Raw genomic sequence first — 19,459 nt, forward strand, 5'->3', positions numbered from 1 at the left:
ATTTCCCCCTGCCACTAATCATCTGTTTATGCAAAAATAATTTCCTTTTCCACAATCTCCCTCGCACAAGCCCTTATGTTATTGAGGCATCCTGTCCATTCTAAGGCGTTTTCTGCCTTTAGCTGTTCCGTTATGCCCTGTGCCTGTTTCATACCCTCTATGAGCCTTTCAAAGCGTTCCTGTGCCTGTCTGTTGATGTCGGCAAGGTAGGCGTTTAGCCTGCCGCTTGTAAGAAGATTGGTGTATGTAACTTTACGGTACTGTTTTAGATAATCTAAATGCCGTTGCCCCTAGATGCCTATTGCCTGTTCTTCTTCGGCGGGTACAGTTAAGCACGGTATCAAATAATCCCCTTGCCTTTCGTATTTGCCGCCCAGTTCCTCAAATAATGATTTTGCCATTGTCTGTTACCTCCACATTCTTTTTTATTTTGAATGTCCGCAAAATCCGTCCTACATCAGATGGACGCCAGGGCACATCCAAATGGTGTAATGCAATCAGTCTGTCCTGTACGTTGGTTCCGGCTCCCATTTTGGCAGTAGAACCCAACAAAAAACGAACCTGTCCGCTTCTTACCTTTGCAAACAGCTCCGCTTTCCTTGTTTCAGTATTGGCATTATGGATAAATGCGATTTCTTCCGGTGTGACACCCTTCTCTATCAGTTTGCCCCGAATGTCCTCATAAACATTAAATGTACCATCTCCTTTCGGTGTCGATAAGTCACAGAAGATAAGCTGTGCTGACTTCTGTTCCTTTGCTTCCTCCCAAATCTCAAATGCCTTGTCCACACAGGAGGTGGCTTTGGAATTATCCTCATCGGGAAGCATATCGTTGATTAAACGCTGGTCTAATGCCAGTTTTCTTCCGTCATTCGTGATTTTGAGCATATTATCAACCGTTGCATCTACTCCGCGGTCACGCACTGCTTCCGGTACAGGAAGCTTTAGCATATCCGGTGTCTGAATATCCGCACTTTCCTTGAAAAGTGAAATCAGCTCCAGCAGATTGAAAAACTTGGCAAACCTTGTCTTTGCCAGGTATCCGGTTCCCTCGGGATTGAGTTTGTCAAGATGATTTCTGTAACTTTTCTAAGTTAAACGATTTGTCCGTAAAGAAGCCGCCCAAAACCTCGTGTTTGCATATATCCTGAAGCACCGTATTCAAGGGCTTTTTGGCACTTTCGGACTGCTTTACATTTACGATAAATGTTGTTTTTCCTATACGTTGCGAATAAGAATATTTCTGTTCTTTGCTGCATCAATTCCACCGCCACCGACCATGCCTTTTAAGGAAGCCTTTTCAAAACAATCTACCCAGCCTTACAGCCCATTATAGGCTTTCTCAAATGCACTTTCATTATTCTCTGCCGCAGTTGCAATCATATAAATATCTCTGAATAAATAATCTGCCGAATATAAAGGATTCAATCTATCAAGAAGTGTTTTCATCTGACCGCACATCTCATAATAATAAATTGGGGTTGCATAGACAATAACTTCTGCATTCTTTACCTTTGCCATAATATCTGCAATATCATCCTTCTGTACACACATCCCAGTCCTCTGGCAGGATAGACAACCGATACAATATTTTATATCTTTTCCTTTCAAAGAAAGAAGTTCTACATCATGCCCCACTTCTTTTGCTCCCTTTGCACACTCATTTGCAAGTATGTCAGAATTGCTCCCTCCTCGAAGACTTGTCGATATGATCAATACTTTTTTTACGATAATTAACCAACTCCGTTTTCTTCAAAAAATTTCTGGATTTTATCAAATGGGATTACATCCAGGTTATCGTAAAGATCTGTATGAACAGCCTCTGGAATTGTTAGCAGCTCTTTATTGGATGTGTACTTGCTGTCCTTAATCATATTTTCATAAGCATCTTTTCCAAAATAATAGCTGTGTGCTTTTTCTCCATGAACGATGAGGACTGCACTTCTTATTTCATTACTGTACTTTAATATTGGCTGATTCATAAATGACATACATCCAATACTGTTCCAGCCATTATTGGAATTCAGGCTTCTTTTATGATAACATCTGCCTTTATAATACTTTTATTCTTGTATCGAGTGCAGCTGCGTTAAGAGCCATCCCACCCCAGCCACAGATTCCAATGATTCCTATTCTATCTTGATCTACCTCTTCCCGAACAGAAAGGAAATCAACAGCAGCCATGAAATCTTCTGTATTTATATCCGGAGAAGCCATGTATCTTGGATTGCCTCCACTTTCTCCCGTAAAAGAAGGATCAAATGCAATAGTAAGGTATCCTTTTTCAGCCATCGTCTGCGCATACAGTCCGGAACACTGTTCTTTGACTGCACCAAATGGTCCACTTACAGCAATCGCTGGATATTTCCCAAATGCATTTTTCGGCTTATACAAATCTGCAGCAAGTGTGATTCCATAACGATTTACAAATGTCACTTTCTCATGATCTATTTTTTCACTTTTTGAAAAGTTTTATCCCATTCAGATACTAGTTTTAATTCTTCTGCTTTCAACATAAATATAACCTCCATATGCAAATTGTCTTATAATTCAAGAATGCCTCGGCATTCTTGCTGCGAGGTGCGCGTCATGCAATTGCATGACATACTTCTACAGCGCACCTCTGCAATCCTGCCGGAGGCTATATCAGCTGGGGGATTGACTCCCAGCTGATATACTTTTTTCAACCTTCCTATTTTAGTTTTCTATATTCTTCATCACTTACCGGTTCAAGCCATTCATTGGAACTATTTTCGCCCGGAACTTCTATTGCCAGATGTGAAAACCATTCATCCGGTGCTGCGCCATGCCAGTGTTTTACTTCTGCCGGAATATTGATGCAGTCGCCTGGCTTCATTTCCACAGCTTCTTTACCTTCTACCTGATAATATCCTCTTCCGGCAACGCATACCAGAATCTGTCCGCCTCCACTTTTTGCATGATGAATATGCCAGTTATTTCTGCATCCTGGTTCGAATGTCACATTGAAAATTCCAACCTGAGAGGTAGAGATCGGTGCAAGAAAACTTCTGCCGGAAAAATACTGTGCAAAACAATCATTTGGTGCACCAATTGGAAATACCATCTCTTTTGCATGCGCGCGCATCGCTTCCTCTTCGTATGGCAAATCTCCTTCGCCTGTTTCCCACACTTCCTTTGCAAGATTGAAAACAGCCCATGCTTTTGGCCAACCTGCATAGAATGCGGCATGTGTGATCACTGCAGCAATCTCTTTTTGTGTCACACCATGATTTTTTGCATTTTGAAGATGATATTTTAAAGAAGAATCCGTAATTCCGGAAGCCATCAGAGCAACCACGGTAATAATACTTCTTGTTTTTACATCGATATCCTGGTTATTCCAGTTTTCACCGAAAAGTACATCATCGTTAAAATGTGCAAACTCCGGTGCAAATTCACCAAGTGCATTTTTTCCTGCTGTCTGTACTATTTTTTTCATATTCTGTATACCTCCATAGCACTGTTATTTATAAAGATTTTACCCACTCACTGATTTCCTGTTTTGTTCCACGATTTAACAGACTGCCTTCTGTGATCACCGCATCTGGTGCGGATATCTGCAATTCCTTTACAGTATTACCAAATCCACTTCCTCCGGATGTTGCAAAAAGCACAATCTTTTTACCACTGAAATCGTAAGCTTCTAAAAATGTATTGATGATTGTCGGAGCCACATACCACCAGATTGGGAATCCCAGAAAGATCTCGTCATAAGAACTCATATCGATCTCTTTTTCCATAATCTCCGGTCTGTATTTCTTATCACTCATTTCCACACTGCTTCGGGATTTTTTATTCATCCAGTCAAGATCTGCCTTTGTATATGGAATCTTCGGCTCAATCTCAAACAAATCCGCTTTTACTTCCTCTGCGATCATCTGTGCTACTTTTTTTGTTGTTCCGCTTGCACTGAAAAATGCTACTAATTTTTTACTCATAATAAAAAGCCCCTTTCTATACGTATTTTTCACAAAAAATAGATGTATAAGATTTACATTCATCTTACACATCTATTTTAAGCTCTATCGCTTCATTATGTCTAATGCTTATATTGAATTTTGTTTTATGCCTGAAAAGCATTAATCTCCTCGATCATTTTACGGACTGCCAAAGAATATGGGATATTCCGTCGCCAGGCAATCACCGTACTGGTCGTGATTTCAGGAGAAATTCTTCGCTGTACAAGAATATCCTCTCGCCAATACTTTGTTGCAGCACCCTCAATTGAAATTGGATACCCCAGTCCATTTGCTGCCATAACTCCGGCATTCGTTCCAAGATTACTTGTAAAAGCAATCTGCAGTTTCGAAAAGTCTTTTCCAAACCAATTGGCAAGTTCACTTTGAACATTTACTCTTTCCGGCAGGATCAATGGTTTTCCAATAAGATCTTCTTTTCTTATAAACTCTTTTTCTGCCAGCGGATCATCCGGCCGCATTCCGACACACCAGTGATCGCAATCTGTGATCCGGATATAATCCAGCCCTTCGGTGTCCACCGGCTCCATGAATAATGCAATATCTACAAGTCCTTTGTTCATCATCTCATACACTGCATCTGCTGTTGCAGTATGCAATACAATCTGAACCAGCGGATATTTTTCTTTATATGTTTTACATATCTTCGCCAATGTCTCCACTGCTGCAAATTCACCGCATCCAATGGTTATCGTGCCCTCTACAACCTCTTCTTTTCCTTTCAGTTCCTCAAGCGTTCTTTCCTCAAGATTAAGAATCTCTAAGGCACGCCTTTTTAATAAAATTCCCTCATCAGTAAGCGATATTTTCTTCCCGTTTCGAATAAATAATGTTATTCCCAGTTCCTCTTCAAATGCCGCCATTTGTCTGGATAGCGTTGGCTGGGTAATATGCAATTGTTCTGCTGCTTTTGTAAAGCTCTGTTCTTTTGCTACTGTTAAAAAATAACGTAATAATCTTAATTCCATGTCTTTATATTCCTACAAATTTTTAATTCTAAAAGTTTAAAACTATCGTTCTCTAATCTTCCTGACATTACGATTCATGAGGTGTCTTCCAATATGTCTATAAACAAATGCCTTAAAGGCTGAAATTTCTTGATGATGTTCCTTCAACAGTTCATCTGGACAATCATAAACACCAAAATCCTGATTGATTCCCTCGCTCTGAATATAAGTATTGTTCCTATCAAATTCGATAATGAGATTTCTGAAATCCTTGACTGCTACTCCATAACCGCAAAATGCACCTTTACATTCCGGATTTCGTTCCTGTAACTTCTTTATATAGGTTTTATCCAAAATGAAAGCTTCCAGTTCATACCACTGATTTTCAAAATTAATTTCTACCCAGCTATGGAAAATATTTTTTGGAGCATTACGGTAAACAAACCCGGTCATAGCTCCTTTCTGCAGGCTTTTATCAATCGTAAAACCATGTACTCTGCATGGAATATTGCAGGCACGTAAAAGTGCCATGAATAAAGTTCCTTTAGTATTACATTGTCCATAACCATCTGCAAGTACTTTTGAAGCCGAAATTCCGTCATCAATATTATATCCAAATAAAATATCATCTCTTACATAGTTGTAGATTGCCTTAATCCTTTCAAATTCACCCATTTCCTTCCATTTCATATTTTGAATAAGTTTTTGAATTGCCGGATTAGAAAAATCAACCATTCGTGTTTCCTTAAGATACTTATCTTTCATTTCCTATCGCCTTTCCCATAGGTTTTCTCACAACACAATGCATTCGCATACCTTTACGAATTTCAAATTTTTCTACTTTTAATCCTGCTTTTTTGCAACATTTTATGACCACATCTCTTGTTGGCACCTGGACATCTCCATGTCCGCATATATTTGCCAACGGCATTTCCAATGTATTCATTAGCCATACCAATACTTTGTTGTCACTGGTCACATCTCTAAGAACCAACCTTCCATTTGGGCGAAGACATCTCTTCACACTGTCAAAAAATGCCTGTGGATTCGGATAATGATGGAAACTCATAGAACAAATAATTGCATCAAATGAATCCTTTTCAAAAGGAAAGTTCTCACAGTCTCCTACAACAAATGTTGCATTTGAAATATTTTTCTTTTTTGCCTGTTCAATCATGGCCGGAGTCAGATCCAGTCCTGTATAATGTCGGTCTGGATATTTTTCTGCTAATAAAGAAATCATCGGAGCAGGTCCGCAGCCTGCATCCAATAAATCTCTAAATGGCTCCTTCTCTAATTCTTCCAGAATATCCGGATAATCTTTCTTGCACATTTCATAAATACCAGCATGGCTACTTTCATATCTTCCTGCTGCTTTTGTAAATTCTTTAATTGACAATTTTTTATATTCTTCATTTTTCATGCTTTTTCTCCAATCACAGTACCTTTTTCGTCTTGCATCCGCATTTCTTCATTGATATGTTCGAAAAAATTCATTGGCAAAAATAATTATCTTCAGCGGTATAGTATTAGTTCTATAGCTTATTGATTATATTACTTAATATCTGATATTCCATAATCTTTCATTATGTTAGTTTTAACTAACTATCTAGTATAAAGAAAACCGTGCAAAAAGCAAACTGTAATTTCACACGGTTTTCTTATGCTTAAGTATATCACTTACGTAATCATATAACAATATATTTCTTTCAACAATTTACAAAACTAGGCGGTGGAATTTACTCTTTCACACAAGTATTACTTTTTATTAGTTTCTCTTGCCATAATTCCTGTAAATTGTTCGACACCGAAACGTCTCATAAACATTTCACATTTACACAGGAATAAATAGTAAATATTTAATCCGCATCCACTTAGTCCTTCATAATTTCCCTGTCCCTTAGAAATTAACAGCTCAGCATTCTCAACCTCATCCATTGATTCCTTAGAGATTGCTCCAACCACATTACCTGGTAATCCGGTACCGTTTCCAAGTACCTTTTGTGCAACATCTTCCATGTGAATGTATTTTGCATCTTCTAGTGTAGCATCATTTAAAACTGGTTTGCCTCTTACAATCACAGTTATATGTAAATTAGGATTAATATCGCGAAGAGTTGAAATCAATAACTTATCTGTTACAATTTCTCCGCAGTTATCCGTAAAATAAACCAGCCTTTTCGCATTGACCAAATCGTTTTTAAAAACATCCAACAGTTTAGAATCTATATTTATATTTATTGCTTCATCTAATTGAGCTTTCAGCTCACCTTCATTTACATTTTCTAAAGCTCCAAAATCAATATAGTTTCCAACCATTGCATACTGTATTGCTGTTTTTAAATGATTTTCAGATGTATCAACTTTATTTTTCATATACGGAAAGTGATCAAGCATTAATTGATTGTAATGCTGTTTGATTTCTGTATAATCCATCACATTTCCAAAAAGTTCCTGACGAAGATTATCCATTTTTTCTGCAACCTGTGGTGTAGATACCCCATCACTATTCTTTACAATCTCCTTCACCTTATATTGATATTCTGTTATCTTTCCTTCTGTTGCATCAATAGGATATTTATTAATATTTCGTTTTATCTGACATTTTTTACATTCTTCATTTATTATCATAACTTCCGTTAATAACCTCCACTTTTGCCGTATTTAAATGCTGCTTTATCTTCACAGCTGGTCTCAGTATTCGTCTGATTATCAACTGCAAAAATCAAACATCTCCCTGCAAATCATTTTCCCGCATGTTGTTTTGAAAATACTTTCATAAGCTTTTAATGCAGCTTCTTTCGATAAACCATCCTCCATAATATTAACCAGGAAATCAGCCTCTACCAATATCTGATAATCAATTTCATCAATATTATTATATGTATGGTGATGTGCAATCAAATACTGGACACGATCAGATACATCTTGATCAAAGCCTAATTCTTTGAGCATCTTTTCTGCAATTGCAGGGCCTTCTTTTTCTTGTAATTTTCCATTGCAGTTTCCATATTTTTCTTCGCAGGAATGAATTCCAATATCATGTGTCAAAGCTGCTGCTTCAATGATAAACAAGCATTCCCTATCTACATTTTCTGTTTCTGCGATCAATTTTGCATAACTATGCACTTTACAAAAATGTTGAATCCTCTTTGCATCTCCTCTGTATAATTCAATCATTGCCAAATGTAATTTATTTATCATTTTAATGCTTCCTCCTCTTGCACTATATAATAGCTTTTGAATTGATTCTCTATTTTCCGTGACATATGTCACATTTTTATTCCTGAATCTGTGTCATTAGAAACGGTCAATTCAAAATGTTTTCTATTTGTTTTTAGATAGCCTTCTTTTTGTAACTTTGATATCTCTGTAGACATTGCCGCACGATCTATACAAAGATAATCTGCCAGCTGCTGCCGGTCAAAAGGAATATCAAAAGATAACGACGAATGTCTGATAGATTCTGCTGACAGATACGACAATAGTTTATCTCTGGTTGTTCGTTTCCCGACATGGGTGATCTTATCGTTCAGGATCAGTATCTTATTCGCCAGGACACTGACAAGGTTACGGATCAGTTTCTGATGATGCTCGCATGCCGTCGGGCAGGAAATAAGGAGTCTTTGGACATTCAGGGAAATAATTTCACAATCCTCATCTGCTATCACACTGATATTTAAAACAGCTCCCGGGCTTGCTGCATATGGCTCACCAAAAAAATCACCGGTATGGCATTTTGACAGAATATTTCGATGTCCCCAGAGATCTTCCTGAATCACAAGAACACAGCCTGACAGCACAAGTCCCATTACCTCGGTAGAATCTCCCGCTCTGAAAATATAAGAATTTCGTTCTTTGGAAGTTATTGTTGCATTTACACAATGCAATATGGATAATATCTCGTTATCTGTAAGGCCTTTGAAGAATGGACTGTTTCTTAGAATAGGCAAATATTTTTTCAAAATCGTTCCTCCTGTTGGAAATCAAACATACAAGTTGTATTTATTATACTATGATTCTAGCAGAAACAAAAGTGAAATGTTATAAATGGAGGGTAAAAATGATAAGAAAGATTATTCGAATCGATAAAGAAAAATGTAATGGATGCGGTGTCTGTGCAGATGCCTGTCATGAAGGTGCCATTGATATCATTAATGGAAAAGCAGAATTGGTGAGAGAACATTTCTGTGACGGACTTGGTGATTGTCTCCCGGAATGTCCTACAGGTGCCATTTCTTTTGAAGAAAGGGAAGCTCCTGCATATGATGAAGAAGCCGTAAAAGAAGCTCAGAATAAGAAAATTGCTCAAAATCAGGCAATGTCTATGCACACCGGCTGTCCTGGTTCTAAAATCATGCAGATTCGGCAGACAGAAACACCTGAGTCTGTAAAACCATCTTCAACCGTAGATTCTGTATCAAAACTTCAGAACTGGCCAGTCCAGATTAAACTTGCACCAGTCAGTGCACCATATTTTGACGGTGCAAAGCTTTTAATCGCAGCCGATTGCACTGCTTACGCTTATGCAAGTTTTCATAAGGATTTTATTCAGAATAAGGTAACATTAATCGGTTGCCCTAAATTAGATCAGGTAGATTATAGTGAGAAATTAACTGCAATCATTCAAAATAACAACATCCAAAGCGTAACGATCGTAAGGATGGAAGTTCCTTGCTGTGGTGGTCTGGAGATGGCAGCAAAAAAAGCGCTTCAAAATAGTGGAAAATTCTTACCATGGCAGGTTATAACAATAGGTATTGATGGGAAAACTATAGAATAAAAAAGGAGAATGCAATAATGGATAAGAAAATGTTTTGTTTTCAGTGTGAACAGACAGTCGGATGTACCGGCTGCACAGGAAATGCCGGTGCCTGTGGGAAAAAGGCAGATACAGCCAGATTACAGGATGAACTGACAGGTGCGTTGATCAGCCTTGCAAGAGCTGTTGACGGTTCAACTGCTATTTCTAAAAGAACCGGGCAAATCATAATTGAAGGATTGTTTACTACAGTTACAAATGTGAATTTTGACGATGCATCAATTGAAAACATGATACAAAAAGTCAGAGTTGAAAAAGAAAGACTGGTTCCTGACTGCAGCAAATGTCAGTCACCATGCGGTAAAACAGATGAATACGATATGCAACAACTGTGGGATGCCAACGAAGATATCCGTTCTCTGAAGTCTCTTATTCTTTTCGGGATTCGTGGGATGGCAGCCTATGCCTATCATGCAAATGTTCTGAATTATGAAGATGCCGAGGTGAATCGATTCTTCTGCGAAGCATTGTTTATGATTGGTTATGGAGAGAGTGTGGAAACTCTGCTTCCCACAGTGCTCAAAGTAGGAGAAATCAATCTGAAGTGTATGGCACTTCTTGACAAGGCAAATACAGAAACCTATGGAATACCAGAACCAACCGATGTGACACTTACAATAGAAAAGGGACCTTTTATTGTCGTAACCGGACATGATCTGAGAGACCTGCAGCTTTTACTTGAACAAACAGAGGGAAAAGGAATCAACATCTATACTCATGGTGAAATGCTCCCTGCCCATGCATATCCGTTCTTAAAAAAATTCTCTCACTTAAAAGGGAATTTTGGAACCGCATGGCAGAATCAGCAGAAAGAGTTTGATCATCTTCCTGCTCCGATTCTCTTCACTACCAACTGTCTGATGCCGCCAAAAAGCAGCTATGCTGACAGAGTATTTACAACAGAAATGGTTGCTTTCCCAGGTGCTGTTCATATCGATGAAAAGAAAGATTTTACGCCGGTTATTGAAAAGGCACTGGAACTGGGTGGTTACAAGGAAGATCAGATACTCACAGGCATCAATGGCGGTACAAAAGTGACAACCGGTTTTGGTCATGCGGCTATCCTGTCTCATGCAGGTACTATAATAGAAGCTGTAAAATCAGGAGCAATCCGTCATTTCTTCCTGGTTGCCGGCTGTGATGGTGCCAAACCGGGCCGAAACTATTACACAGAATTCGTAAAACAGACACCTTCTGACAGTATTGTCCTCACCCTGGCATGTGGAAAATTTCGTTTTAATGATCTTGAGCTGGGAGAAATCGGTGGTCTGCCACGGCTGATGGATATGGGGCAGTGCAATGATGCTTATGGTGCGATTCAGGTTGCTGTGGCACTTGCAGATGCATTTGGATGTTCCGTAAATGAACTTCCACTCTCCTTTGTTCTCTCCTGGTACGAACAGAAGGCTGTCTGCATCTTGTTAACACTTCTGCATTTAGGTATCAAAAACATTCGTCTTGGTCCTTCTCTTCCGGCGTTTTTGTCTCCTAATATTCTGAATTTTCTAGTGGAGAATTATGGCATTGCACCTATTACCACACCGGAAGAAGACATTAAAGCACTGCTGAACCATAGCAAATAAAGTTTTAACGGTTCAGCACCTTTACAGTTGCATAAGCTTTCGAGTTATCTATAAATTCAACAAAGCCGATGCGGGATTCAAAATCCTCCACCGGCTTTATTGATTGTAATCCCCGAAGTGAAAACGATCTTATAATATGTACTCCATTTGTCTTTCTTTTGTTCGCATTCCCATTTTTTCATAAAATTTCTCTGCGGAAATATTTCCTGCCCATACATTTAATGTTACTTCATAACATCCCAGCTGTTTCGCTTCACTTTTTACATATTCAAACAGACTTTCGCCAATATGCTGGCCTCGAGCCTCTTGATCGACACATAGATCATCAATAAAAAGAGACTTAAACTGCACCATATTATTTGAAAAGGGCTGCTCCTGTAATTGACAAAATGCATACCCCCTGCAAACATCATTCTCATCTACTGCAACATATATCGGCTTTTCTTTATTTTTCAGAAGCTCTGCCAATTCATCTATAGTATATTTTGTCGTACCCGGAATAAAAATATCAGGTCTTATGTCTGCATGAATTTGTAATACCTGTTTTAATAGCTCTAAAATTCTTGGAATATCTTTTTCTTCTGCTTTTCTGATAATCATTTTTACTCTCCCGTTATTATATTTGTTTTCTCCATCTACTTGTGAAAAAACAACGTCAATCTATTGTCCAGTATACCACATCACTGTTAAGAATACCATTCTTCCTATATGAATAAAAACGTACTTTTTCAGATTTTAAATATACACTTCCTGCCAAATATGATACGATATACCCAACAAATTACATTTTAAGGAGATTTTATATGAAAGCCTATGAACGTTTACTAAAATATGCAGTTATAAAAACACCTTCTGATGAATCCAGCGATTCAACACCTTCTTCTGCATGCCAGTTTGATCTAGCCAATCTTTTAAAGAAAGAAATGGAAGAACTTGTGGTTTCAAATATTCAGCTGACTGATAATTGTTTCCTCTACGGGAAACTTCCCGCAACAAAAGGATATGAGAATGTACCTGCTATTGGCTTTATCGCACATATGGACACTGTAGCCGATTACTGTGAGCAGCCGATTCGTCCGATTATTACAGAACATTATGATGGTAAAGAACTTGCTCTTGGTAATAGTGGATTAATTTTAAGCCCGGAAATGTTCCCACATTTGGAATCATTAAAGGGACATACACTTATTACCACAGATGGAAATACGATCTTAGGAGCTGATGACAAAGCCGGAATTGCAGAAATCCTGACTATGGTTGAACATCTGCAGGCGGAATCCATTCCTCATGGTCCGATTTGTATCGCCTTTACTCCTGATGAAGAAATTGGTACCGGTGCTTCTCATTTTGACATGGAGTTATTTGGTGCAGATTTTGCCTATACATTGGACGGTTCTATAGAGGGGGAACTGGAGTATGAGAACTTTAATGCATGCAGTGCTTCTTTTGATATTCATGGGGTAAGTGTGCATCCGGGCTCTGCCAAAGATACAATGGTCAATGCATGCCTTCTTGCTATGGAAATCAACAATCTTCTACCTTCAAACGAGATTCCACGCGATACAGAAGGATATGAAGGTTTCTATCATTTGATACATATGAGTGGAGATTGTGGACATGCTACTCTAAATTATATCGTCCGAGACCATGACACAGACAATTTTCAACGCAGAAAAGACAAACTCGCTGATATCACTAACGAGTTGAATAAAAAATGGGGAGAAAATACAGTTGAACTGCATATAAAAGATCAGTACTTTAATATGAAAAATATTATTGAAGAACATATGCACCTGATCGATAATGCAAAGCTTGCCTGTGAAAGAACCGGACTCACTCCAATTGTCTCACCGATCCGAGGCGGTACTGACGGATGCCAGCTGAGTTTTCGTGGTCTTCCATGCCCGGATATTGGTACAGGAGGTCATGGATATCATGGCCCTTATGAACATATTTCTGTTCAGAGTATGGATAAAGTAGTTGATATGATGATTGAACTTGTAAAGATATATTCTACATTTTCAGTATAATGGTGAATCCGATTTATAGGTTCTAGATGTAAAAAGCACAAGGGATAATTGATGTCCAGCTTGTGCTTTTTACTTTAGCAATTTATTTCTCTTTTAACTTTTACGCTCTTCTCTTCTGCTTATTTTATACATGCAGATTTTTCTGCATCTCTTCTTTAAATTCTCTTCCCTTGAACAAAATCACTGCTACAAGGAATAAGAAACACGTCAATGCTCCAAACATACTCACTGTTGGATTTTTCACCACCCCGCATAAAAGCAAGATTACCGGAAGGATTAATCCATATCCAGCGGCCATAATTTCATAAATAAGATACTCTCGCACCGGACTTTTCTGCACTTTAGCAGTTACAAACATTGCTGCAAGTGTAGATACACTCATGATCGGCAACACAAGATCTACAGACCAGCTGTGCCATCCGGTCAGTGCATCCCATATAAAACAGATGATTGTACCGATAATAAGCTGCCACATCGCATTTTTCAGTAGATTATGACGTTTGAAAAATCCGATTGACGAGGCAATCCACATCGTCACAACGCCTCCTGCTGTAAATAAAGTCCATCGAATTCTTGGGTGGAAATTCAAATCCGTAACAAGCATTGCCGCAACAATCGCAATACACAGAAAGCTATAGATCTTATAGACTTTCATTTCCTGTTCGCTTGGCTTACCTGTCTTTGGAAATTCAGGCTTTACTTTTTCAGATGTAATTCCCTGTTCTTTTAACAAGCGATAAAAGTTGCGTTCAATGTTCACTGTGTCGTATCTGGATGTAAATGCAAATGATAATTTATCCTGGAAGGAACACAAACATAATTCAAGCTTCGGGGTATTTGTATATACGCCAAATCGTTCAATATAAGGTACATAACTTGCAGGCATTTTAACTGCGCTCATATTAGAAAAGATTGCTGTTGTATTCTTCTCCGAATATTTTGCTCCTGCCTGAATACAAAGGTTTTTAAGTTCCAATGGCGCAAGTCTCAAAATCGGATGCAATTCCAGTGCTAGTAACTCGCTGATATGTGCTGACATTTTTTCTTTCGTTAATTCTTTCTCAAAAAATTCTTTCGTATATTTCAGAACTGCTTCAAAGCTTTGATCCTGTGTTGTAAAATTATATCCCGGTTCGATCCAGTTAAAAAAATTCAACATCGATGAAGACGGAAAAAACTTTCTTAGGTTAACCGGAACCATTAACACAACCGGCTTTTTCTTCTGCATCTTAGACATTTCTTCGTTTATTGCCATCATAAATAATGCTGTCAAAAAGATCGTCATGGATACTCCGAGTTCTCTGCTTCGCTTTAATACTGCCTGTACTGAGACAACAGATTCATGGACATGCAGATGATTTCCATCTTTCTTTTTCCTTCGTATCTGAAAAGCATTTAGTTTTCTTTTTTTCGGTCGTTTTTGATTTTTTGAATAATATTTTAAGAAACTGTCATCTTCCTGATCTTGTACAGTCATATCTTCCGGCAGTAATGTAATCTGTTCTAATCCTTCTTCTTTATGCACAAGGTATAAATAATTCTTTACCAGTTCTTTTAAGAATTCTGTTGCCCCTGTACCGTCTGTCAACACATGAAACACTTCAAAATTGATTCGTTTTTTATAATAAGTTACTTCAAATAGTAGGGTCTTCTTATCTCTTATATAGAGTCTGCTGCATGGCTCTTTATATTCTTCTTTAACAATCGGCCGTAGATTACACGGTTCAAGATAATGCCAAAAGAATCCCTTACGAAGTACCATTAAAAACGTAGGAAATGTTTCTATCGTCTGATTCAGTGCTTCCTGTAAAGCTTTAGGATTTACTTCTTCTTTTAATTCACAGTAAAATCGAAATACTCTTGTATCTTTTTTGTTACTGGCAGCAGAATATAATTTCGCTGCGTTGTCTAATTTCCTCCAGCGTGCGTTTTTCTTACTCACTGTGTTTCCCCTTTCAGAAATTCATTAATATAGGTGAAACTTTCCTGTACATGAAGCTGCTTGATCCCCAACGCGAAGTATCCATGTAATGCATCTTTAATCCGATGTATCTCCACATGATTTCCAGCCTCTTTCAAGCGTTCCCCATACGCTTCCCCTTCATCTCGAAGTGGATCAAATTCACATGTAAGGATCAATGTATCCGGCTGATTCGTTAAATCTTCAGCTATATATGGTGCAAAATAAGGATTCTTCTTATCCTCCTCATTTCTCGCATAAAGATCAATATAATCCTGCATTTTTCCGGCCGTCAAAAGATAATCGGATCCATTTTCCTTAACAGATACAAATGGTGAATTCTCTGTATAATCATTATAGGTAGCCGGATAGATCAGAATCTGTCTGTTTGGCATGAATTCTCCGCGGTCTCTTGCCATCAAAGATAATGCTGCGCAGAGATTTCCCCCAGCACTGTCTCCGATCAAAGTAATGTTTTCTGGTCTTATATTTAACATAAAATCTCCAGAATATACCGCTTTTGCAACAGCATAACAATCTTCCAGACCTGCCGGGAATTTATCTTCCGGTGCCAGTCTGTATTCAACTGCAACTACATATTGTCCGGTTGCATTCGCAAGCCGAGCGCAAATTCTTTCATAATTATCAATACTTTCTGTAACCCATCCACCGCCATGTATGAACAAAAGCAATTTTTTATCCTGAATATCATGCTTCTTTTCTTCACTTTCTCGAAAGCTTTTCTCGCTTGGAAAAAATATTCGAATCGGAACTGCATGACTTCCGTTATATATTTTCTCGTCTACTTTCTTATAAAAAATCTTCATTGGATCCAGTCGTTTTAAATCCGCCATATGACGAAATGCTTCCACTTCTACTCCATCAAAAGATAATGCTTTCAAGATTTTCTTTGCTGTCTGATTGATCAATAGTACATTCTCCTTATATCCGTTCTTATGTCTGTAAAAGACTACGAGTCCATTATATCATAAAGTGCTCTGAAAAATAAATTTAATGTTGAAAAAAGCACCAGCCAACTGAATGACTGATGCCTCTGACATCAAGATACTTTATTTGTAACTGTTCAGAGCCAAGCAAAATTTCAAAAAAAGGTATAAAATGCTTGCATTTTTTAGACCGTTTTTGAAATTTTATTTGGCGGATACGCCACACCTCCGAAATGCGTAGCATTTTGGAGGTTGGCTCTGAACAGTTACCTTTATTTTTTATAAACTGTGTTGCCTTTTGCAATCACTTCAACAAGCTGAAGTTCTTGATCAAGAATACAAAGATCCGCATCATAGCCTTCTTCAATCTTACCTTTTCCTTTGAGGCGAAGAATCTCTGCCGGATTAGATGTAATCGTAGAAATAGCTATTTCTAATGGAATTTTTGTTTTGAATACACATTCCTTTACTTCTTTCAGAAGGCAGCTGGACTGTCCAACGCCCATTCCAAGGAATTCACCATCACTACTATACATCGGAAGGCTTCCCTGTCCATCGGAGGAAATTGTCATACGATCAGGATTTACTCCTGCATCCAACATACGTTTGATACCATTGCATACACGTACTTCATCACAGATAGTTTCCCAATAGTCAATATCTTCATTTCCGGTAAAATCTACTGCTCCACCCTTCAGTGCATACTCAATTGACTTACAGAAAAGCATCTCATTCCGGTTGATATGTGTTGGAAGTATTTGAGAAGCCGGTATCTCTGTCTCATCTACCACCCGTTCAATAAGATCTAAGCATCTCGGACTGTCGCCAAGATGAACATTTACAATACCAGCTTTCCCGGAAAGAACGCCACCAAGTCTTGTATCAGCAACGACACGTGCAAATTCTTCAAAAGTCGGCTGTGAAGAACGATGATCAGAAATTGCGATTTCTCCTGTTCCAACAATTTCCTGAATCATCATAATGTCTTTTACAATACTGTCCGTCAGTGTGCGGACCGGAATCTGATAACTACCTGTATAGCAATATGCAGACATCCCCTGCTCATTCAAGCCTTTTGTCTTTGCAACCAGTGCACACATATCACGACCGATTCCATCTGTTCCAAGGCAGCCAACAACTGTTGTTACTCCAAACTTCGTAAGTCCTTCTATAGTTGCTTCTGGAGTACGGTTGGCGAATCCACCTTCGCCACCGCCTCCGAGTACATGAACATGACTATCAATGAATCCCGGAGTTAAAAGTAACCCCTCTCCATCGATCACTTCTGCATCAGAAAGAAATCCGTCTGCTGACATAGAACCTGCATCTTTAATCTTGACAATCTTGTCATTGATCGTCAATACATCTTTTTTCCCCAGATGCTGTGGGGCATAAACATCAATACTCTGAATTAATTTCATCTTAAATCACTTTCAATTATCAAATGCCTGTTTTAGAATCCAATTCCGACAGCGATCAGAACTGTAATAATTGCACCAATCATCAATACGCCAAGGAATTTCCACATGAATTTGATCCAGTTAGACCACTCGATCTTAGCAATTGCAAGAGATCCGATCAGACATCCTGATGTAGGAACGATCAGGTTTGTAAATGCATCACCAAGCTGGAATGCAACTACAGCTGTCTGACGTGATACACCTAACAGGTCTGACAGTGGAGCCATAATCGGCATTGTGATTGCAGCCTGTCCTGTTCCGGATACAACGAAAAAGTTGAATACGGACTGGAATAGATACATAAGTACTGCTGCAACTGCGCCGGATACTCCTGACAGTGCATTTGAAATATTATACATAATTGTGTTGATAACTGTAGGTGTAGTCGGATCAGATCCACCAAGAACCTGCATGATACCCTGAGCCATAGCAACAACAAGCGCTGCACCGATCAGATCTTTTGCTCCATCTTTGAAAGAAGTTGCAATATCATTCAATCTCATATCGTTCAGCTTAAAGATAACTCCGATCACACCGGAAACAATTCCCATAATAAAGAACTGTGTCGCGATCTCTGGCATGTAATATCCCTGAGTCATAACTCCCCAAATCACCCAGACTACGGTAGCAGCCAGTGTCAGAAGAACTAAAATGTGTCCAAGACCAAAGGAATGTCCTTCGTCAATACCTGTTTTTTCGTTCTGTTCACGGAAATACGCATCCGTCTCATATGCGATTGAGATTGTCGGAGCCTTTTTGATCTTTGCCGCATAGAACATCGTCATTCCACAGCCAAGTGCTGTAAATACTACCCACATTACCATACGGAATCCTGCTCCTGAGAATACGTCAATCCCTGCAATACCCTGTGCAATACCTACAGAGAATGGATTCATCCAGGATGAACCGAAACCAATCTGTGTTGCAACATAAGTAACAAGAACTGCAATAACGGAGTCATATCCAACTGCTACAAATAATGGACAAAGAATCATAGTAAATGGAAGTGCTTCTTCTCCCATTCCGAAAACTGCTCCACCAAGAGAAAACAGTACGAAAAGTACTGGAATCAACAGTTTTTCGGCTCCCTTTGCCTTACGGATCAATCCAATCAATCCGGATTCGATCGCACCGGTACGGATCATGATACCAAATGCACCACCTACTACCATAAGGAATGCGATAATCTCGATCGCAGAACTACTTACGATTCCGTTATACATATAGTTGAAGAATCCTGTTCCACCATCTCCACTAAAGAGTGCTACTCCTTCTGTTACTACGTTCCCTGCATCATCTGTCAGATACTGGAAACTTCCGTCTTTGATTACTGTACGGGTTTTCTCAACACCATTAATCATGTATGAAATGTCCTGTGTTTCGTAAAATCCCTTTGGTACAAGAAATGTCAGAAGTGCTGCTACAACAACTACTAAAAAGATAATGATGTAGGTGTCAGGCACTTGAAATCCCTTGTTAAAAGACTTTAACCCTTTTCCTTCTTTTTTGCTCATTTTTGAGTTTCCTCCCACATTTTTTGATATACTATGTTAGTGTACCATAGAATGCCGAAAAAGTAACTAAAAATTTATATATTATGTCAAATTGTTTGTCATTTTTTGTATTTTTATACATTTTAACCGTAAATAAATCTGTGATAATGCAAAAAATTAACGCTTCTGCCATAAAAACAAAAGCGTTATGATACAAAA

At 38.5% G+C, this 19,459-nt stretch carries 17 protein-coding genes and 3 pseudogenes; 3 read left to right on the forward strand and 17 right to left on the reverse strand.

Annotated elements, in window-relative coordinates:
* Positions 1-26: 26 nt before the first annotated feature.
* From LI126_RS03715 to LI126_RS03770, 12 genes and pseudogenes are all read right to left on the reverse strand, one after another.
* Positions 27-401, reverse strand: a pseudogene (locus LI126_RS03715) (TnpV protein).
* A pseudogene (locus LI126_RS03720) lies at positions 382-1,065 on the reverse strand (helicase); the annotation flags it as partial. The pseudogenes LI126_RS03715 and LI126_RS03720, both read right to left, overlap by 20 nt.
* A 255-nt stretch (positions 1,066-1,320) precedes the next feature.
* Positions 1,321-1,716 carry a flavodoxin family protein gene (locus LI126_RS03725; protein ID WP_227164841.1) on the reverse strand — a complete coding sequence of 132 codons (396 nt, stop codon included), beginning with the start codon at positions 1,714-1,716 and terminating at the stop codon, positions 1,321-1,323.
* A 17-nt stretch (positions 1,717-1,733) separates the two neighbouring features.
* Positions 1,734-2,516 (reverse strand): annotated as a pseudogene (locus LI126_RS15860) (alpha/beta hydrolase).
* Between the two features lie 176 nt (positions 2,517-2,692).
* A complete protein-coding gene (locus LI126_RS03735) occupies positions 2,693-3,460 on the reverse strand; it encodes a carboxymuconolactone decarboxylase family protein (RefSeq protein ID WP_227164842.1) in 768 nt (255 codons plus the stop codon).
* A 28-nt stretch (positions 3,461-3,488) separates the two neighbouring features.
* On the reverse strand, positions 3,489-3,959 hold the full coding sequence (locus LI126_RS03740) for a flavodoxin (RefSeq protein WP_227164843.1): 471 nt from the start codon (positions 3,957-3,959) through the stop codon (positions 3,489-3,491).
* A gap of 125 nt (positions 3,960-4,084) precedes the next feature.
* Positions 4,085-4,966, reverse strand: coding sequence for a LysR family transcriptional regulator (locus tag LI126_RS03745; RefSeq protein WP_227156056.1), 882 nt, complete (start codon positions 4,964-4,966; stop codon positions 4,085-4,087).
* A 42-nt stretch (positions 4,967-5,008) separates the two neighbouring features.
* Complete coding sequence (locus LI126_RS03750) at positions 5,009-5,710, reverse strand: transglutaminase-like domain-containing protein (RefSeq protein ID WP_227156058.1); 702 nt, start codon at positions 5,708-5,710, stop codon at positions 5,009-5,011.
* The gene (locus LI126_RS03755) at positions 5,700-6,368 is read right to left on the reverse strand and encodes a class I SAM-dependent methyltransferase (protein ID WP_227164844.1); all 669 of its coding nucleotides are present in this window, start codon (positions 6,366-6,368) and stop codon (positions 5,700-5,702) included. The genes LI126_RS03750 and LI126_RS03755 overlap by 11 nt, the downstream gene beginning before the upstream one ends.
* A gap of 335 nt (positions 6,369-6,703) precedes the next feature.
* The gene (locus tag LI126_RS03760) at positions 6,704-7,576 is read right to left on the reverse strand and encodes a damage-control phosphatase ARMT1 family protein (RefSeq protein ID WP_227164845.1); all 873 of its coding nucleotides are present in this window, start codon (positions 7,574-7,576) and stop codon (positions 6,704-6,706) included.
* An 81-nt stretch (positions 7,577-7,657) separates the two neighbouring features.
* Entirely contained in the window at positions 7,658-8,149 is a 492-nt protein-coding gene (locus LI126_RS03765) for an HD domain-containing protein (protein WP_155203130.1), read from the reverse strand.
* A 68-nt stretch (positions 8,150-8,217) separates the two neighbouring features.
* Positions 8,218-8,910: a Crp/Fnr family transcriptional regulator gene (locus LI126_RS03770; RefSeq protein WP_155203132.1), complete on the reverse strand. Its 693-nt coding sequence runs from the start codon at positions 8,908-8,910 to the stop codon at positions 8,218-8,220.
* 98 nt (positions 8,911-9,008) lie between these two features.
* Between LI126_RS03770 and LI126_RS03775 the strand changes: the two genes are divergently transcribed.
* On the forward strand, positions 9,009-9,728 hold the full coding sequence (locus LI126_RS03775; protein WP_155203134.1) for an ATP-binding protein: 720 nt from the start codon (positions 9,009-9,011) through the stop codon (positions 9,726-9,728).
* A 17-nt stretch (positions 9,729-9,745) separates the two neighbouring features.
* Complete coding sequence (gene hcp, locus LI126_RS03780; RefSeq protein ID WP_227164846.1) at positions 9,746-11,350, forward strand: hydroxylamine reductase; 1,605 nt, start codon at positions 9,746-9,748, stop codon at positions 11,348-11,350.
* 129 nt (positions 11,351-11,479) lie between these two features.
* Here the strand turns inward: hcp and LI126_RS03785 are convergent, their stop codons facing one another.
* The gene (locus LI126_RS03785; RefSeq protein WP_196020453.1) at positions 11,480-11,950 is read right to left on the reverse strand and encodes a GNAT family N-acetyltransferase; all 471 of its coding nucleotides are present in this window, start codon (positions 11,948-11,950) and stop codon (positions 11,480-11,482) included.
* Positions 11,951-12,153: 203 nt separating this feature from the next.
* On the opposite strand from LI126_RS03785, the gene pepT reads away from it, so the two are divergent.
* Positions 12,154-13,380 carry a peptidase T gene (gene pepT / locus LI126_RS03790; RefSeq protein WP_227164847.1) on the forward strand — a complete coding sequence of 409 codons (1,227 nt, stop codon included), beginning with the start codon at positions 12,154-12,156 and terminating at the stop codon, positions 13,378-13,380.
* A 124-nt stretch (positions 13,381-13,504) separates the two neighbouring features.
* Here pepT and LI126_RS03795 read toward each other — a convergent pair whose 3' ends face one another.
* From LI126_RS03795 to yfcC, 4 genes are all read right to left on the reverse strand, one after another.
* Entirely contained in the window at positions 13,505-15,322 is a 1,818-nt protein-coding gene (locus LI126_RS03795; protein ID WP_227164848.1) for a DUF6320 domain-containing protein, read from the reverse strand.
* Positions 15,319-16,269: an alpha/beta hydrolase gene (locus tag LI126_RS03800; protein WP_055156621.1), complete on the reverse strand. Its 951-nt coding sequence runs from the start codon at positions 16,267-16,269 to the stop codon at positions 15,319-15,321. Before LI126_RS03800 ends, LI126_RS03795 begins: the two co-directional genes overlap by 4 nt.
* A 290-nt stretch (positions 16,270-16,559) precedes the next feature.
* Positions 16,560-17,708 (reverse strand): beta-aspartyl-peptidase, encoded by a 1,149-nt coding sequence (gene iadA / locus LI126_RS03805; protein WP_015529810.1) that lies wholly within the window; start codon positions 17,706-17,708, stop codon positions 16,560-16,562.
* A 32-nt stretch (positions 17,709-17,740) separates the two neighbouring features.
* Complete coding sequence (gene yfcC / locus LI126_RS03810; protein WP_020435618.1) at positions 17,741-19,261, reverse strand: putative basic amino acid antiporter YfcC; 1,521 nt, start codon at positions 19,259-19,261, stop codon at positions 17,741-17,743.
* Positions 19,262-19,459 lie beyond the last annotated feature (198 nt).

The organism is Mediterraneibacter sp. 210702-DFI.5.30, assembly GCF_020560115.1.
Taxonomy (GTDB): Bacteria; Bacillota; Clostridia; order Lachnospirales; family Lachnospiraceae; genus Mediterraneibacter; species Mediterraneibacter faecis.

What these genes read in the sequence shown, in the direction of transcription:
- LI126_RS03735 (WP_227164842.1), bottom strand. Translation starts at nt 3,460, where the DNA reads ATGAAAAAAATAGTACAGACAGCAGGAAAAAATGCACTTGGTGAATTT.
- LI126_RS03740 (WP_227164843.1), bottom strand. Translation starts at nt 3,959, where the DNA reads ATGAGTAAAAAATTAGTAGCATTTTTCAGTGCAAGCGGAACAACAAAA.
- LI126_RS03745 (WP_227156056.1), bottom strand. Translation starts at nt 4,966, where the DNA reads ATGGAATTAAGATTATTACGTTATTTTTTAACAGTAGCAAAAGAACAG.
- LI126_RS03750 (WP_227156058.1), bottom strand. Translation starts at nt 5,710, where the DNA reads ATGAAAGATAAGTATCTTAAGGAAACACGAATGGTTGATTTTTCTAAT.
- LI126_RS03755 (WP_227164844.1), bottom strand. Translation starts at nt 6,368, where the DNA reads ATGAAAAATGAAGAATATAAAAAATTGTCAATTAAAGAATTTACAAAA.
- LI126_RS03760 (WP_227164845.1), bottom strand. Translation starts at nt 7,576, where the DNA reads ATGATAATAAATGAAGAATGTAAAAAATGTCAGATAAAACGAAATATT.
- LI126_RS03765 (WP_155203130.1), bottom strand. Translation starts at nt 8,149, where the DNA reads ATGATAAATAAATTACATTTGGCAATGATTGAATTATACAGAGGAGAT.
- LI126_RS03775 (WP_155203134.1), top strand. Translation starts at nt 9,009, where the DNA reads ATGATAAGAAAGATTATTCGAATCGATAAAGAAAAATGTAATGGATGC.
- hcp (WP_227164846.1), top strand. Translation starts at nt 9,746, where the DNA reads ATGGATAAGAAAATGTTTTGTTTTCAGTGTGAACAGACAGTCGGATGT.
- LI126_RS03785 (WP_196020453.1), bottom strand. Translation starts at nt 11,950, where the DNA reads ATGATTATCAGAAAAGCAGAAGAAAAAGATATTCCAAGAATTTTAGAG.
- pepT (WP_227164847.1), top strand. Translation starts at nt 12,154, where the DNA reads ATGAAAGCCTATGAACGTTTACTAAAATATGCAGTTATAAAAACACCT.
- iadA (WP_015529810.1), bottom strand. Translation starts at nt 17,708, where the DNA reads ATGAAATTAATTCAGAGTATTGATGTTTATGCCCCACAGCATCTGGGG.
- yfcC (WP_020435618.1), bottom strand. Translation starts at nt 19,261, where the DNA reads ATGAGCAAAAAAGAAGGAAAAGGGTTAAAGTCTTTTAACAAGGGATTT.